The following is a 17,149-nucleotide window of genomic DNA, read 5'->3' as shown; positions in this document are numbered from 1 at the left end:
ATGAACAAAACAATTATCATAAATATAAACGGCATGGTTTTTCACATTGAAGAAGATGCCTACGAAGTGCTGAAGAACTATATGACGGATGTAAAGCGTCACTTTTCTACTTCGGCCGATAGCCTGGAGATCACAACCGACATTGAAAACCGCATTGCCGAAATGTTTAACGAAATCCTGGCGCGCGATGCCAAACAAGTTATTGTTGAGGCCGACGTACAGGAAGTTACCGGGCAAATGGGCAGTGTGCAGGATTTTGAAACTGCCGAATCTGACAGTAAAACCTCAGGCAGCAATCCTTTTGAATATAATACCGAACGCCGCAGGCTTTTCCGCGACCCGGATGACCATCTGATTAGTGGTGTATGCGCCGGTATCGCCAATTATTTTGACATTAACCCGGCCTGGGTACGATTAGCCTTTGCTATCATGGTTCCGTTTGCCGCTATGGGCCTTGTTATATATATTATATTATGGATGGTTGTGCCAAAGGCCATTACCCGTGCCGACCGAATGGCCATGAAAGGCGAAAAACAAAACCTGAAAGGCTTTAAAAGGAATTTTGAAGAGGAACTAAGCACCGTACGCGAAAACCTTCAAAACTTTAAGCATGAGGCCAAACCTTTCATTTACCAGGTGCGTGATCTTATCAGCGATATTATTGAACACCTGGCTGCTTTCTTAAAGGGCACCGGCAGTTTTCTTGGTAAAGTAGTGGCTGCTGCTATTTTGTTAGCCTGTCTTGGCATGACCATAGCGCTCATTGTTTCGCTTGTGGCGTTATTTACCGCAGGTAACATGGGCATCTATAATTTGTTCCCTTTCAACATAACTAATCACCAGGCCAATGGCATTTTTATGCTGAGCGCCTTTTTAGTGCTGTCGATACCTCTATTAGCCGTTATATTAACAACCATTGGCTTTTTGTTTAAAAAAGTTTCCTTTAACCGTTCCATTGGTACTGTTTTGTTATGTATCTGGTTAGCCTCGTTGGGCGCAGTTTCATATTATGGTGTAAAAACTGCTGCCAGCTTCCGCGAGGGTGGTAAGTTTACCCAAACCATTAAGATTAAGCCAACTGCTAATAATACCTATTACCTGCAGTTGAATGACACCAAGTATTTAAGCAATGAAGACAGCACCCGCCTCAGAATAAATGAGCGCTTTAAAGGCATGATCATTTTAGATGACGACTTTAATGGTGATGACATGCCAAACCGTAGTGTTAACATCGATATTGAAAAAAGCGACGTGCCGCAGCCGGTACTGATCGAAACTTTCAGCGCCAGAGGCACCAATCTGGAGGAAGCTCTGATCAACGCGCGCAGTTCATCTTACCGTTTTGAGCAAAAAGATTCGGTATTGAATTTTGACCGTCACCTGGAAATGCCAAAAGGCTTTTTATGGCGCGGACAGGAGCTGCACCTAACCCTGAAAGTTCCGCTGAATGCCAAAATCATTATCGATCAGAAACTTGACCGCAACATCAACTTTAATATATACGAGTGCAAAAGCGAAGGCGACGGCATTACCTCGGCCACTTATATCATGACCGCAAACGGATTGGAATGCAAAGTTGATCCTATAAAGGCTGCCAAATTAAAAGCCGATAGCCTGAAAGCGCTCCAACAACAGGATACAACATCGGCAAGTCCCGATACTTCGACAGTACAAGCACGATAAAACATCATCCTATGAAAACAATATTTAAATATATAAGCCTGCTAATTTTTAGCGGGCTTATTATTCCTTTTTACTTCCTGTTGCAACAACAAGGCAAATCGCTTGTAAACAACCGGATAGCCCACCATTCGTCAAACCTTGTTTGTGAAAATGACATGCCAATTACCTTTAGAATTATTAAGGATATGGCAAAAAATTTAATGCCTGCATTAAAAAGTGAAAATAATCTGTAACCAACACCCCTGTTTTTGCATCTTAATGTAAAAAGCAACACAATTACCATTTCCGGGTAGTCCGGCAATATAAATTTAATAAAGTCAAAAAAATGACCTCCGGGTCAGGTGGGATTGTTTTGCCAAAATTTAAATTAAAAAACATGAACACTATGAAAACAATCGCTTATATCTCATAATTACTAACCCCTAAAACCGGTAAAACACGCCGGGAACTAACAAAAACTTGTTTACAAATTTTAAAAAAGAAGCAATTCTTTTCATGGCATTGTATTGCCCTTACTTTCTAAAACAACACCAAAAATGAAAACTATCATACACAACATATTTTATACACTGCTGCTTGTTGCTATCAGTTGCAGTGTATCCCTTGCGCAGCAGGCGGCGCCTGCCACAAAGGTATCAGGCGCCCTGCTCAATGACCAGGGTAAACCGCTTGACTATGCAACAGTAAGCCTCCTGCGGGCATCCGATTCAACCGTAGTTAAGGGCGCACTCAGCAATGATGCCGGGGTTTACGTTTTTACCAACATCAAAGCGGGCAATTATTTAATTAAAGCAACTGTTGTTGGCTATCAAAAAGCGGTAAGTAAAAGTTTTACCGTACCGGCTAATGCATCGCAGGTTACAGCACCTGCTTTAAACCTGCGTACCGGCAGTACCGAATTAAAGGCCGTAACCATTACTGCTACCAAACCTTTAATTGAGCGCAAGATAGACCGTACTGTAATGAACGTTGAAAACAGCGTGCTGGCAGCCGGTAATACCGCCATGGAAATTTTGGAACGTGCCCCAGGTGTTACTGTAGACAAGGATGATAACATCAGCCTGAAAGGTAAACAGGGTGTAACCGTAATGATTAACGATAAACTAACATACCTTACCGCTGCTCAATTGGCCACTTTACTGCGCTCAACTGATGGCAACACCATTAAATCAATCGAGATCATTACCAATCCATCTGCTAAATATGATGCCGCTGGTAACTCGGGCATCATCAATATCAAGCTAAAAAAGAATACACAATCGGGCACAAACGGCAGTATTACTGTTGGCGGTGCAAAAGGCCAGTACTGGCGCGATAACAGCAGCCTTAACCTTAATCACAAACAAGGTAATCTTAATGTATTTACTTCACTGAGCAGGGGCGACAACAAACGCGGACATGACCTCGGTTTAAACCGTGTGGTTACCGATAGCCTGGGCAATAAAACTTATTTTAACCAAAGATCATTAATGCCGGGCAGCAATCATTATAATAATTATCGCCTGGGTGCTGATTATGATCTTACGCCAAAACACACCATCGGCTTTGTGGTAAGCGGCTATTCAAATTCCGGCGCCGACAATAACGATACTAAAACCATTATAGGCAAGCAATTTGGCGCTGCCGATTCTTCTTTACATACCACATCGGTAATTAAACAAACGTATAAAAACTTTGCACTTAACCTTAATGACAAAATTAAGATAGACACCAGCGGCCAGGAAATCAGCTTCGATTTGGACTACTCCAAATTTAAAAACAATTCCAACGCGTTTTATTATACCAACTATTTTAAAGAGGACGGAAGTCAGCAGCATTTTCCGCTGAATTTAAGCAACCAAACACCATCAAACATTACCATATATACCGGCAAGGTTGATTATGCCAAACCTCTTACTAAAACCATAAAGCTGGAAGCCGGTGCAAAATTCAGCAGTGTTAAAACTGATAACGACCTTCGTGCGCAAAAACAGGACAGCGTTACCATGGCTTATTTAAACGATACTACGCGCACCAACCGGTTCATTTATAATGAAAAAATAAGCGCTGCGTATATAAACCTTAACAAACAGTTCAAGAAAACATCGGTACAAATAGGTTTACGTGCCGAACAAACCCGGTCGACAGGAAATTTAATTGGTTTTACACCGGTTAAAAGAAGCTACCTGAACTTTTTCCCGAGTGTATTTGTTAATCAAACCTTAAGCGACAAACATGAAATGAGTTTTTCATACAGCCGCCGTATCGATCGTCCGGGGTATGATGACTTAAATCCGTTTGTATATTATCTTGATCCTTATACCTTTTCAAAGGGTAATGCTTTCCTGAAAGCACAATACACACAAAACTTTGAGCTTAATTATACTTATAATAAAACGGTTAATGTGAGCCTTGGTTATAGCCGCACATCTGATGCTATTACCGAACTGATACTATCAGAAGGCAATAAAACCTTCCAAACAAATGATAACCTGCAAACTCAAACCGGGTACAACATCAATGTAAACACTCCTTTCACCATCACCAAATGGTGGGAAGGTAACGTTAATGCAACCGCGTTTTACCTTGGCTTTAAATCAGATACACTGGCAGGTTCAAAATTCAGTGATGGCCAATGGGCTCTCCAGGGGCGTACAACCCAGACATTCAAGTTTGCAGGCTATCGCTTTGAGGTAATGGGCGATTATCAGTCCTCCTTAACCTACGGCATCTACAAAATCAGACCACGTTACTCAATAGATATGGGTTTGAGTAAATCATTCATGAACAAAAAGTTCAATGTTAAAGCTTCATGCGATGATATCTTCAACATCCGCCGCAATGATCTGAGCAGCCACGTGATCAACAACAACTTTGATATTAAACAAAAGAATGATACCCGCGTAATGCGCCTTACTTTCACCTACAACTTTGGCAACAACTCCATCAAAATGCGCGAACACCGCTCCGGAGCCGATGATGAAAAAGGCAGGGTAAAAGGGAATAATTAGCCCCCGGCCCCTAAAGGGGAGTTTTTTGATTAACATATTCTTAAAATACAAAAGGCAGGTTCCCGTTTTGGGAACCTGCCTTTTAATTATCAAATAGATGTAGCTGCTCCCCCTTTAGGGGGCTGGGGGGCACTACTGCCCCACCATAAACACGGCGTTACTGAATAACAGCTTCCCGTTTTCCCAGAAACTGCGGAACAGCGGATCATCAACCATATAAACTATTGAGCCACGGCCCATAGGTTGTACGCCGAGGAGCAAGCCATTGTTGATCTTCTTCTTTGATTCGTAACCCACAAAGCCCGATACATAACCATCTTTTTTTATGGTGCCTACGTTCCAGCCGTCTTCGTCGCTAAACAGGTCATAAATATCATCATTCAGCTTTAACGAATAATAATAGTCCGGCAAACCGAAGCCAAGTGGGTGGGTATTGTCGAGCTTTAGTTTATATATAGCACCGGGAATAGAAGAACTGATGGCCGTGCGCTCACGGTCGCCATATAGTTTAACAGGTTTGTCCTTTTCCTTATCTTTTTCTTTATCGTCCTTTTTCTCTTCTTTCCGTTTGAGCAGAATTCCTTTTTTATCTACCAGTAACGATACTGCATTTTCTATAGCGATAAGCTTACCGCCATCGCGAACCCAGTTTTGAAGTTTCTCCGAAGGGAAGTCATCATAGCGGCCATCAGGGAAAATAGCTACATCAAACTCTCCAAGTTTAGCGCGACCAAGGTCCTGGTAACGGATCAAAGTAATAGGGTATCCTATCTGTGCTTCAAACAAATGCCAAACTTCACCCATGGCTTCTGAGTTAACACCATCACCCGCAACCAATAAAACCTTTGGCTGGCGGATAGCCCTAACTGCATCCGACCCAAAATCCGATCCTTTATCAACAAAGCCTGTTGAAATAGCAGTGATCTCCTGGTTAAGCGAAGCCGCAGTTTGGGTTACGATCTGATCAAAATCGGCATTATCATTTCCTGCACGTGTTACTATCAATGATCCGGCTGTAAATTGCTTTCCGCCTACCTCAAAAGGTTTCTCGGCATAGCGCACCTTGATCTTCTTTTTTAACAGGGCGGCTAAAAATTTCACATCATTAACCGATTGCCATGCCGATACATAGGCATAAGCATGCGTATTGGTTAATGGGCCCGGTTCAGCCACATTCCATTTTGCATTAGCCGGTTTAAATGATTCTTTTACGCCATAGGCTTTCAAGCCATAAGCATAGGGCAGTGACCATGCGGTGATATCATAGGTAGCCGAATCCGGGATAACGGTTTTAGGTTCAAGCAGCACATGCAGCAACACCGCTTTAGGCTGATAGGCATTAATTACCAGGTCATTCGTGCCAACATTATATTGCTCCGTTTTTTGTGTGATATAGTTAAAGCCTGTTACCGTTTTATTGGCTAAACCAAACCCATACTGGATACCATTACGCTCCAACATTTTTGCCAGCGCATTTATTTTATTATTGTTGTCGTTTTTAAAAACATAGGTCTTGTACTCGCCCGGAGGATTGTTGCGGTTGTTATCAAAAAACTTTTTGTACTCGTCCAAAAGTTTTTGTGTGTTTAGCGAGGCTATCTCCAATGTGCTCAAGCTTGTTGAGTGGTGATGCGCAACCCGCTGCACCAGAGTAAGGGTATCACCGGCACGTGTAACCACGGCCAAACCCGCGCTGATACCACCCTGCTCATAGGTCATCCCTATAGAACCATTATATAAAGGATAAGTATCACCATAAGAAGGGTACAGCAAGTCGAACTCATATTTGGTAAAATACATCCAGCCATTCTGATCAAAATACTTGGCGTTGTTTTTACCAATTGTAACCTGGAACTGACGCTGCCATTGGGTAATATCCTTATGGTATGGCTCGGCAGCGGGAGCAAAATAATACGGCGCGTTATAACCCTGTTCATGATAATCAACATGCACCTGTGGCAACCATTGATTGTATAAACCTACCCGGGCCTGGGTTTCTTTTTGCTGCTGCCAGGCCCAGTCGCGGTTAAGGTCAAAGTAAAAGTGGTTAACCCTGCCGCCCGGCCATGGTTCAACATGCTCGCGCGAAGTTGGGTTAGCATCCGGCGCGGAGCCGACTACCGAATTATAAAAGTTCACATAACGGTCGCGGCCATCGGGGTTTAGACATGGGTCGATAACCACGACCATATTTTTTAGCCAGGCTTTGGTAGCCGTGTTTGCGGGATCAACCAGGTCAAATAAAGTCCACATGGAGGCTTCACTTGATGCAGGCTCATTACCATGCACGTTATAGCTCAGCCAGGTAACAACCGGCATAGATGTGCTGCCGCCGCCGCTTTCAACACCGGCCAGTTTAAGGTTATTATGACGGATCTCTTCCAAACGACCGATATTCTCGTCGGATGCTATGAACATGGCTAATAATGGCCTGCCCTCGTTGGTGGTACCAAACTGCTGCAGCTTCACATTCTTTGATGCCGAGGCCACATATTTAAAATATTCGACAATGCGATAATGCGGGGTAAAATGCTCTCCCAGCTTATACCCCAGAAACTCCTGCGGCGACTGGATCTTTTGCGCGAATGCCGAACAAAAGAAACCCATAAATACAAAGAAAAGTAAATGTCTTTTTATCATATATTATATAATAATGTGTGGGAGAAAAGAGATAAGCTAATATGCACAAAATATTGGCAGATGTGCAAATTGTTTAGATGTGGAAATTTCAGATATGCAAATGAGAAAATGTAATTGTATGCAGCTTTCGGATAACAGGGAAATCGCTTTTAAACTACGGGGCACCTAACGGAGCCTTAAAATTTACTTGAAACCTGCTATAAACACGTTACCCCTCTGGGGTATTATTTAACTCCGTTAGGAGTATCGTGTTTATAGCAACACAAACTACGGTGAATTGGCTCCATAGGAGCCTCGTATCAATTATTCGGATCAAAGCGATTCCTTTGTTTCTGATAGAAAAATTTGCGCATCTGAAATCTGTACATTCTCATATCGCTCACTTATCATTTGCACATCTGCACATTCGCACATCTGAAATTTAAATGAAATCTGCACATTTGCATATCTGCACATTTGAAGCATATCAACAAACATGACACCTATCCAGGCCCTGCAAAAATATTTTGGTTATAGTGCTTTCCGGCATGAGCAGGAAGCAATCATTCAAAATATACTTAAAGGGCAGGATGTAATGGCACTAATGCCTACCGGTGGTGGTAAATCGCTATGCTACCAACTGCCTGCTGTATTGTTAGATGGCCTTACCATAGTAATATCTCCGCTTATCGCGTTGATGAAAGACCAGGTAGATAGTCTTAATGTGAATGGCATCCCGGCAGCTTTCCTCAATTCGTCATTAAATCCCGAGGAGACAAGGGTCCTGGTTAACCGTCTTCGGAACAACGAGATCAAACTGCTTTACCTTGCGCCAGAGCGCTTGTTCAGTGCCGAAAGCAAGGAGAATAAAGACAACAAGCTGATCCCTTTTTTAAAAACGCTGAAAGTAGCGCAAATAGCAATAGACGAGGCGCATTGTATCTCATCATGGGGCCATGATTTCAGACCCGAATACCTGATGCTTGCCGGGCTTAAGGAGGAATTTCCGTCGGTGCCGGTTATCGCGCTTACAGCTACGGCCGATAAGCTCACTCAGAAGGATATACTTGAAAAGCTTAATCTTAAATCGCCGGCCATATTTGTATCCTCATTTAATAGAGCAAATATTACTTACCACGTAACGCCGAAAAAGAACAGCTTTAAACAGCTAACCGCCTTTTTAAATGAGCATAAAGATGAGTCGGGCATTATTTATTGCCTCTCCCGGAAATCTACCGAAGCTTTGGCCGAAGATTTAAAGGATGAGGGCTTTGCCGCCGAGGCTTATCACGCCGGGCTAAGCAACGAAATAAAAGCCCGCAACCAGGAGGCCTTTTTGCGCGATGATGTAAAGATCATTGTAGCCACCATTGCCTTTGGTATGGGTATCAATAAATCAAACGTGCGCTATGTGGTGCATGTCGATCTGCCTAAAAACATTGAGGGCTATTACCAGGAAACCGGCAGGGCAGGACGCGACGGCCTGCCATCCGAAGCTTTGCTGCTTTACTCGCCGGGTGACGCCATGAAACTGCAGGGCTTCGCTAAAGTTGAAGGTAACGAGCAGCAAAGCCGGATCATGCTCAACAAGCTTAATGATATGGTAAAGTATTGCCAGCTGCTTTCTTGCCGCCGACAATACCTCATGAAATATTTCGACGAGGAATTTCCGGCCAAATGCGGCTCATGCGATGTTTGCCTCACCGAATACAAACGTTTTGATGGAACCCTGATTGCTCAAAAAGCGCTCTCGGCAGTTGCCCGGTTAAATGAGCGTTTTGGTGCAAACTATGTGATCGACTTTTTACGGGGATCAAAAAGCGACAAGATCCGCGAGGAGCATAAACAGCTTAAAACCTACGGCATTGGCGCCGATATCAGCAAGGCCGACTGGCAACACCACATCCGTGAACTGGTAACCATGGGATACCTGCAAACCGCGGGCGATGAATACCCGGTTTTAAAACTTACCGCGTTAAGCGCCGATGTTTTAAAAGGCGGACAAAAGGTTGAGTTTATTGAAATAGAAAAAGTAGAAGAAGTTCATCACGAAGAAAGCCTGCCACATGAAGCTCCGTTGTTTAACCGCTTAAGAGAGGTTAGGCGTGGTATTGCCGAGAATGAAAATGTGCCGGCATATGTTATCGTATCTGATGCCACATTGCAGGAAATGGCCACCTACCTGCCGCAAAGTTTGGATGAGCTACGATTAATATCTGGCTTCGGCGACATCAAGCTGGCCCGCTATGGCCGCGAGTTATTGCAGCCTGTTAAGGAATATTGTGCAGAGAAAAGCCTCGGTTCAAAAATAAAACAGAAATCACCTAAGCGCGAGCGTAAGACGAAATCGACAGGGCAAGTCAAAACTTCTTCGCGAAACAGTGATACCAAAGCCGAAACGTTTAATCTATATCGTTCCGGAAAAACGATTGTGGAAATAGCTGCTGAACGCGGTTTCACTACATCTACCATAGAAACACACCTGAGTTATTATGTACAAAACGGCGATCTGGATATTACCGAAATTGTTCCGCAGAAAAAAATAGCTGCTATTGCTGATGCTGTCGAAAGCTACGGTGCTGAAAGGCTATCGCCCATAAAAGAGATTTTAGGCGAGGATTATAGCTACGGCGAGATCAGGGCAGTGATAGACTGGATGAAGAGGTAGGAATAATTTTTGTTAAGTATTTCCGATTGACAATAATAAAGCGCGGCCCTTGTGCGATTCCCCTCTTGAGAGGGGTGTAGGGGTGTGTTAATCTTCCTATAATCTACTGCTTGCATAACACACCCCTGCTTTCGCTCACACCTAACGCGCCCCCTCTCAAGAGGGGAATTAGTCAACTCCGGTATTAAACTTATTTAAATGATGTATTTTTGATTTATTCTTGCCATTAAACACATGACTACCACAACCCAACTATACGATATATATCTCAAACATCCCGTAATCAGCACCGACACCCGGAAGATCATTCCTGGCAGCCTGTTTTTCGCGCTTAAGGGCGATAAGTTTGATGCCAATACCTTCGCTCAAAAAGCAGTGGAGGCCGGTGCCGCCTACGCGGTGATCGATAATCCCGATTACCAATTAGGCGAACAGTATTTATTGGTTGATGATGTGTTAACAACTTTGCAGGACCTGGCACGTCACCATCGCCGTCAGCTTGGTATCCCGGTTGTTGGGCTTACCGGCACCAATGGCAAAACCACCACCAAGGAGCTAATCAATGCCGTGCTATCCCAGCATTTTAAAACCCAGGCAACACAAGGGAATTTAAATAACCATATTGGCGTACCGCTTACCATATTAACTATTGATGCCAGTCATGAAGTGGCGGTTATTGAAATGGGCGCCAATCATCAAAAAGAGATCGAGCTGCTTTGCGGCATCGCTCAACCTTCGCATGGTTTAATTACCAATGTAGGCAAAGCCCATTTGGAAGGTTTTGGTGGTGTTGAGGGGGTGAAGAAGGGCAAGGGGGAACTGTATGATTTCTTTAAAAAGTCCGAAAGTCCGGAGGTCGGAAAGTCGGAAAGTGGGAATGTTGTTTTTGTTAATAGCGATGATACTGTTTTAATGGAGATGGCAGATGCCCGTCATCTTAACCATGTTATTTATTACGGAACCGATGCTATTGATAACCTCATCAGCGGCGAACTGTTGGAAAACTCTCCGCTCCTGACTTTGGAGTGGACCAACAATAAAACCGGCGACAGCTATAAAGTTAAAACCCAGCTAACCGGCACCTATAATCTGCCCAATATTTTAGTAGCCATTTGTATTGGTGCCTATCTCGGCTTACCGGCCAATGAAATTAACTCCGGTATCGAAGGCTATCAACCTAAAAACAACCGTTCGCAAATTGTGCAAACGGCTACCAATACCCTCATTTGCGATTACTACAACGCTAACCCAAGCAGCATGTTTGTAGCTATCGAAAACGTAGGCAAAATAGAAGCGAAAAGAAAGGTGCTTATTTTGGGCGATATGTTTGAGATGGGCTCCGAAGCAGCAGTTGAACATGCCGCAGTTATTAAAAAGGCAATGGATACACCGGTTGATGAGCGGATTTTTATTGGCAAAGATTTTTTAAGCCAAAAATCAGAAGCCGGAAACCAGGGCGCGGCAACCTTTTATGAAACTGCCGAAGATGCTATTGCCGCCTTAAAAGCGCAGCCAATAAGCAATTCTACCATACTGATCAAAGGATCAAGAGGAATGGCTTTGGAGCGGTTGGTGGAGTTGTTTTAATATATCCTTATAAAAAACGTCATTGCGAGGAACCATCAGGCGTGTCCTGAAAAAAACATGATGAAGTATAGCATATTTCTTTTTCGATGGTGTGCGCCGGGCGCGTTAGTGATAGGAGCGGATACCGTCCGTCAGCTGACGGATAATGCCTGTGTAGTATGAGCGTATAGCACGGGCCGCAGGCAACGCCCATTTTTACAAAATTGAATCAAAAAATATCATTAATAATCAACAACCCACAATCGCACCACCGTAAGCTACTGACTATCAGTATTTTTTTGATATCTATTATCAATTTGGGCGTTGCCTGCGGCCCGGGCTTTCCGTTGCAAGTCCTCGCTTAGTCACGCCCAAATTCCTACACACGCTGTGGGCTTTACACTACAATCTCTAACGCTGCCCTACGCACCATAAACGCAAACCAAAAACTATTTATTCTTGCTTAACGTCATTCCGATTTCTTTCAGGACACGCCTGATGGTTACTGGTAATGACACGAGTTTGATTTTCTACCCAAAAACTATTCCCGCCTTAAACTATCAACCGGGTTAGCAAGCGCGGCTTTAATGGATTGGACGCTGATAGTAATAAAGGCTATTAAAATGGCTATCACGGCTGCTAATGCAAAGGTTGTCCAATTTATACCTATGCGATACGCGAAAGCGTCAAGCCAGTGATTCATGGCCAGCCATGCTATCGGGAAGGCAATAACAATGGCTATCAGCACAAGCTTAATAAAATCTTTAGCCAACAGGGTAACCACGCTGCCTACCGTTGCGCCTAAAACTTTGCGCACACCTATTTCGCGGGTGCGCACCTGTGCTGTAAAGGCCGCTAAGCCAAGCAGACCAAGGCAAGAGATAAAAATCGCGATACCGGCAAAATAGTTAAACAAAGTTCCTTCACGCTGTTCTCCCTGGTAAAGTTTGTTAAAAATCTCATCCAAAAAAGTATAGCTGAACGGGAACTGACCATTGTATTGCTTAAATTGCTTTTCGACAGCTGCTATAGCTTTGGGAGCACCCTCGCCGGTTGTTTTTAAATATAAGGAAGCATATGTATCCGGTGCATAAAAAAATACCATCGGGCCAATTTTTTCGCGCATACTGGCAAAGTGGAAATCTTTTACAACACCGATGATAATCCCTTCGGTTTTACGAAGCCTGAAACGTTTGCCTATAGGGTCTTTCATTCCTAATTCCTTGATTGCAGCCTCGTTCAGAATGTAATGGGCCGAATCACTCACCGAACCTTCAAAGCCACGCCCTGCCGCCATTTTTATTTTAAAGAAGGAGATAAAATCTTTATCGATACCCTGTGGATGTACAATAAATGTTTGCCCGGTAGCTTTTCCATCCCAATCGGTATCGCCAGAAATACCTCCATTGTTAACAATATTACCCGTAGACCGGGTTACAGCTTCAACGCCTGGTTGTTTCAACAGCTCCGCTTTTACGGCATCATAATGGCCTTTCATATCCCGCATCCAAAGACCAAACACATGGCTTTTATCATATCCTAAATTTTTCGACCGGATATAATTGAGCTGACCGGTGATAACAATGGTACCGATAATCAACACTACCGAGAAGGTAAACTGCACCACTACTAATATCTTGCGGAAAAGAACATCACCAATGCTGTTTGATATTTTGCCCTTAAGCGCCTTTAATGGCTCAAAAGATGATAGCAGCAAGGCCGGATAAATACTGGAAAGCACAAGTGTAGCGGCTATGGTTCCTGCGATAACAAACCAAATATGATAATCGGAAAGATTAAACACCAATTGCTTACCTGCAATTGCGTTAAAAACCGGCATTACATTATAAATTACCAGCACTCCTAAAACCGCCGAAACTGCGAACAACAAAGCAGTTTCAATCACAAATTGCATAAACAATTGTGTTTTGGCTGCGCCGATGATCTTACGCATGCTTATCTCCTTAGCCCTTAGCATAGCCCGTGCAGTTGAAAGGTTAACGTAGTTGATACAGGCTATAACCAGTATTACCAAAGCTATAACGATAAAAATCCGTACTGTGCTGATGCCTCTGTCGGTACCATCGGCATTGTAGAGATGCATTTTGGTGGCAGGTAGCAGGAGGTAATCGGCATCCGTATCTTCAGGCTTCCGTTTTAAGTGAACCTTATTCAAATCTGCAGATAGTTGTTTTAACGAGGTACCGGGTTTTAGCTGCAAATAGGTTTCGTACGAGTAATTGCCAAAATCATGGTTCAGGTCATCTTTATAGTTAGTGAACATGTATTTGACATGATAGCTCATAGGCATGATCATATCATAATTAATGCTTGAGTTAAGCGGAAAATCATTAATCACACCCGATACCGTGAAATTCTCTTTGTTATCCGCCACAATAACTTTTCCCAAAGCATCTTCATTTCCGAAATATCTTTTTGCTGTACTCCTGGTGATCACTACAGAATTATCATTTGTGAAGGGCTTTACGTTGCTTCCTTCAATCAGCGGGAAATCAAAAACGGTAAACAACGATGGATCTGCAAAGCCAACAGCCTGCTCATTAAAAACCTTATCCTGGTATTTAAACAGCGAGAAAAACCAGTTATTGGTTAAGCGAACCTGATTTTGCACAGCGGGTAGCTCCTGTTTGGCCAGCGGCCCCATGGGGGCAACCGTAACCTGCCAAATCTGCTTTGATGCACCGGTACCGCCAAAAAGTTCAACCCGGTAAATGTTTGATGCATTTTTGTGAAAACTGTCAAAACTAAATTCGTCCTGCACCCAAAGCAGGATGAGGATGCCAATGGCAAGCCCCACAGTTAAACCTGCAATATTGATCACCGAATAAAATTTATTGCGAACGAGGTTACGCCAGGCGGTTTTGATATAGTTCTTCAGCATAAAAATCCACTTTATTTCATAGTGTAACATGCAAAACAGTGCCAATAATTCAAATTGCTACATATCAACAACTTACACCACAATCAGAAAACATTATCGTTCGGATACGGACAATTGGGTGTTCATTTATGTTACGGCTTATGTATGAATTAGTCCGGGGATGGCGAGGGGCATCAGCCCTCAAAGGCGGGAGTTATGATATTATGATTAACCAGGATCCGCATCAGCATATCAACCGAAAAATCGCGGGTAATGTCGATACTGATAAAATCGGTTTCTCCATTTTTCACCTCGCAGGCATCGCGGTCAAAATACAATACCAACCCGCGCATACTGCCCGAGATAATAACAATACGCTCGTTATTAATAAGCTTAAAGCTATTGCGCGTACGCTTAAAAAAGCTGCAGAGGTTTTTAATATGCCTATACGTAAGTAATGAAATGATCATGCCGTCAGCTTTTAATAATGGTGGCCAGTCGCTGCCTTATAATGATTTCCTTAACAGCAGCGGGCAGCAAACTGTTTAATAAAACAAGTACCCGGTTTATCATACCCGGGATAATTTCTTTTTTCCCTTTCAACAGGCCATCTATCGCTATACGTGCTACGTGTCCCGGCTCCATAATGGTTGCCTTTGATATGCCTTTGAGCTTATTATTCATCACCAGCAGTTCGGGCTTGGTATTAATACCTCCAGGGCTAAGCAAGCTGATCTTTACGTTTGAACCATGCAGTTCCAGCTGTAAACATTTGGTAAAATACCTGATAAATGATTTGGTAGCGCCATACACCTGTTTCTTGGGTACCACAAACAAACCGCCCAAACTGCCCACATTTAATATGTATGAAGTAGAGGCAGCATCGGCCTGGGCCAGGAATAAGCGTGTAAGCAGTACAGGTGTAATCACGTTCAGTTCAATTTGTTTTTTGTAGAAACCAATGTTCAGATCCTCAAACCACGACCAGTTGCCCAAACCCGCATTATTAATAAGCAGGTGGGCTGTAATTTGCTCATCACTAAGGTAATTAAAAATTGCCGGGTAACTTTCTGCAAGTGTTAAATCAATTTCAAGATAATTCACCTTAACCTCAAAGTTTTTGCGGATAAAGGAAGCCAATTCAGGCAAACCGGAAGCGGGTAATGAAACCAATACCAGGTTAATATGGCGCGATGCCAGTTCAATGGCAAACGACTTGCCCAGTCCTTCGCTGGCTCCGGTTATGATGGCTGTTTGAGTGATCATGGTTCAGGCTTGTTTTAGGTAATTAATTGTTTTGTGTATGCCCTCGGCAAAAGGAGTAATGCGGTAACCCAGTTGTGCTATGGCCTTGTTGCTGCTATACTTCTGATCATATTTTAAACGCTCGGCAAACTCAGGCAAAAAGAAGGGGCGTAAACCGGTAAGCTGTGTTTTGAGCTTTTCTATATGACTATAAAATTCAATCGCCTTTAGCGGCAGGTGAATCAACCGGTGCTGTTTGCCGGATACCTCACAAACGGTATTGAAAAAATCGTTAAAACTGATATCCTCTCCACCCAAAATATAGCGTTCTCCGCTTTGGCCTTTATCCATAGCTGCAATATGGCCATCAACAACATCACTTAAAAAAGCATAGTTGGCTACCTGCTCACCACTGCCGGGAATAAAGCGCCATTTGCCGCGCATATAGGCCGAAACCATTTTGCCAACTGTATTGCTTTCGGTAACCGGCCCCTCGCCATAAACCCGTGAAGGATTTACCGTAACTACTTGCATCCCGTGTTTTATAAAATTTTGTACCTCAAGTTCGGCCAGGTATTTGGTACGCTCATAGGCTATGGGAAAACCCGCAATCCGCGGATCATTTTCGCTCATCGGATGTTTAACCGTTGGGCCCCATACACCACAGGTAGATGTATAAACCATTTTTTGCACACCTGCATTGGCTGCAACTTCAAGCACATTTCGGGTGCCTACAACATTGGTTTCATGATAATCATCGGGGTTGCGGCACCACATTTTGGCCATAGCCGCGGTATGGTACACCTGCTGGCAGCCCTGCATAGCCCTGCCCAAACTTTGCCGATATAAGATATTGCCCGTAACCGGCTCAATGTTTTTATGCTTTATTAAATACGGATGATCGGTATTGCGGCATAGAGCTTTAACCTCGTAGCCCTGCATAGCCAAAATCAGGCTAAGCTGCCTGCCAATAAAACCTGTTGCACCGGTTACTAAAACTTTCATACAGGTATTACAACCGGATATAGGTTTACCCCTATCCGTTATAGCTAAATTTTTCAGAATGATTAACTATTAGGTTTAATGGCAGAATTATTTAAATTTGAGATAACTATCAAACAAGCCTTACCTAAAATGAACATGTACCAGGACCCACACAGCACTTTCGCCGGCTTTTCACCCGAAGAAATGGGCTTTTTACAACATGCTACTCCTGACTTGACCGAAAGCCAGAAAAAATACTTTTACATGGTGTACAGCAACAAGCGTAAAAATTCGCAGGATATATTGTTATTTACCTTGCTGGGTTTTGTTGGCTTTGCAGGTATACAACGCTTTGTATTGGGGCAAATTGGCATGGGTATCCTTTACTTTTTAACAGGAGGTCTTTGCGTTATAGGTACTATTGTCGATTTGATCAACAATAAGTCGATAACTTTGGAGTATAATAAAAATATGGCTTACGAAAGCTATCAGATGGCTAAAATGAGTAGTTAA

The 17,149-nt window shown here is 43.2% G+C and carries 11 protein-coding genes; 6 read left to right on the top strand and 5 right to left on the bottom strand.

From position 1 onward, the window contains the following. The 3 genes from DEO27_RS27430 (at window position 1) to DEO27_RS27420 (ending at window position 4,673) form a co-directional block, all read left to right on the top strand. Window positions 1-1,683 carry a PspC domain-containing protein gene (locus tag DEO27_RS27430; protein WP_112571351.1) on the top strand — a complete coding sequence of 561 codons (1,683 nt, stop codon included), beginning with the start codon at window positions 1-3 and terminating at the stop codon, window positions 1,681-1,683. A gap of 11 nt (window positions 1,684-1,694) precedes the next feature. Further along, window positions 1,695-1,916 (top strand): hypothetical protein, encoded by a 222-nt coding sequence (locus tag DEO27_RS27425; protein WP_112571353.1) that lies wholly within the window; start codon window positions 1,695-1,697, stop codon window positions 1,914-1,916. Between the two features lie 303 nt (window positions 1,917-2,219). Further along, the gene (locus DEO27_RS27420) at window positions 2,220-4,673 is read left to right on the top strand and encodes an outer membrane beta-barrel protein (protein WP_112571355.1); all 2,454 of its coding nucleotides are present in this window, start codon (window positions 2,220-2,222) and stop codon (window positions 4,671-4,673) included. Window positions 4,674-4,805: 132 nt separating this feature from the next. Here DEO27_RS27420 and DEO27_RS27415 read toward each other — a convergent pair whose 3' ends face one another. Beyond that, window positions 4,806-7,313 carry a M14 metallopeptidase family protein gene (locus tag DEO27_RS27415; protein WP_112571357.1) on the bottom strand — a complete coding sequence of 836 codons (2,508 nt, stop codon included), beginning with the start codon at window positions 7,311-7,313 and terminating at the stop codon, window positions 4,806-4,808. A 475-nt stretch (window positions 7,314-7,788) separates the two neighbouring features. Between DEO27_RS27415 and recQ the strand changes: the two genes are divergently transcribed. Together recQ and DEO27_RS27405 are read left to right on the top strand one after the other, a co-directional pair. Continuing rightward, entirely contained in the window at window positions 7,789-9,960 is a 2,172-nt protein-coding gene (gene recQ / locus DEO27_RS27410; RefSeq protein WP_112571359.1) for a DNA helicase RecQ, read from the top strand. Between the two features lie 234 nt (window positions 9,961-10,194). Further along, complete coding sequence (locus tag DEO27_RS27405) at window positions 10,195-11,547, top strand: UDP-N-acetylmuramoyl-tripeptide--D-alanyl-D-alanine ligase (RefSeq protein ID WP_112571361.1); 1,353 nt, start codon at window positions 10,195-10,197, stop codon at window positions 11,545-11,547. Between the two features lie 520 nt (window positions 11,548-12,067). Here the strand turns inward: DEO27_RS27405 and DEO27_RS27400 are convergent. From DEO27_RS27400 to DEO27_RS27385, 4 genes are all read right to left on the bottom strand, one after another. Then, the gene (locus tag DEO27_RS27400; protein WP_112571562.1) at window positions 12,068-14,428 is read right to left on the bottom strand and encodes an ABC transporter permease; all 2,361 of its coding nucleotides are present in this window, start codon (window positions 14,426-14,428) and stop codon (window positions 12,068-12,070) included. A 173-nt stretch (window positions 14,429-14,601) separates the two neighbouring features. Next, window positions 14,602-14,877: a hypothetical protein gene (locus DEO27_RS27395; protein ID WP_112571363.1), complete on the bottom strand. Its 276-nt coding sequence runs from the start codon at window positions 14,875-14,877 to the stop codon at window positions 14,602-14,604. 4 nt (window positions 14,878-14,881) lie between these two features. Continuing rightward, window positions 14,882-15,673 carry an SDR family NAD(P)-dependent oxidoreductase gene (locus DEO27_RS27390; RefSeq protein ID WP_112571365.1) on the bottom strand — a complete coding sequence of 264 codons (792 nt, stop codon included), beginning with the start codon at window positions 15,671-15,673 and terminating at the stop codon, window positions 14,882-14,884. A gap of 3 nt (window positions 15,674-15,676) precedes the next feature. Then, window positions 15,677-16,657, bottom strand: coding sequence for an NAD-dependent epimerase/dehydratase family protein (locus DEO27_RS27385; RefSeq protein WP_112571367.1), 981 nt, complete (start codon window positions 16,655-16,657; stop codon window positions 15,677-15,679). Window positions 16,658-16,735: 78 nt separating this feature from the next. Between DEO27_RS27385 and DEO27_RS27380 the strand changes: the two genes are divergently transcribed. Beyond that, window positions 16,736-17,149, top strand: a complete 414-nt coding sequence (locus DEO27_RS27380) for a TM2 domain-containing protein (protein ID WP_223818071.1) — start codon at window positions 16,736-16,738, stop codon at window positions 17,147-17,149.

Origin of the sequence: Mucilaginibacter rubeus (assembly GCF_003286415.2) — a bacterium.
Classification (GTDB): domain Bacteria; phylum Bacteroidota; class Bacteroidia; order Sphingobacteriales; family Sphingobacteriaceae; genus Mucilaginibacter; species Mucilaginibacter rubeus_A.
Note: the sequence above shows the minus strand (reverse complement) of the source record. Positions and strands in the feature narration are given on the sequence as shown.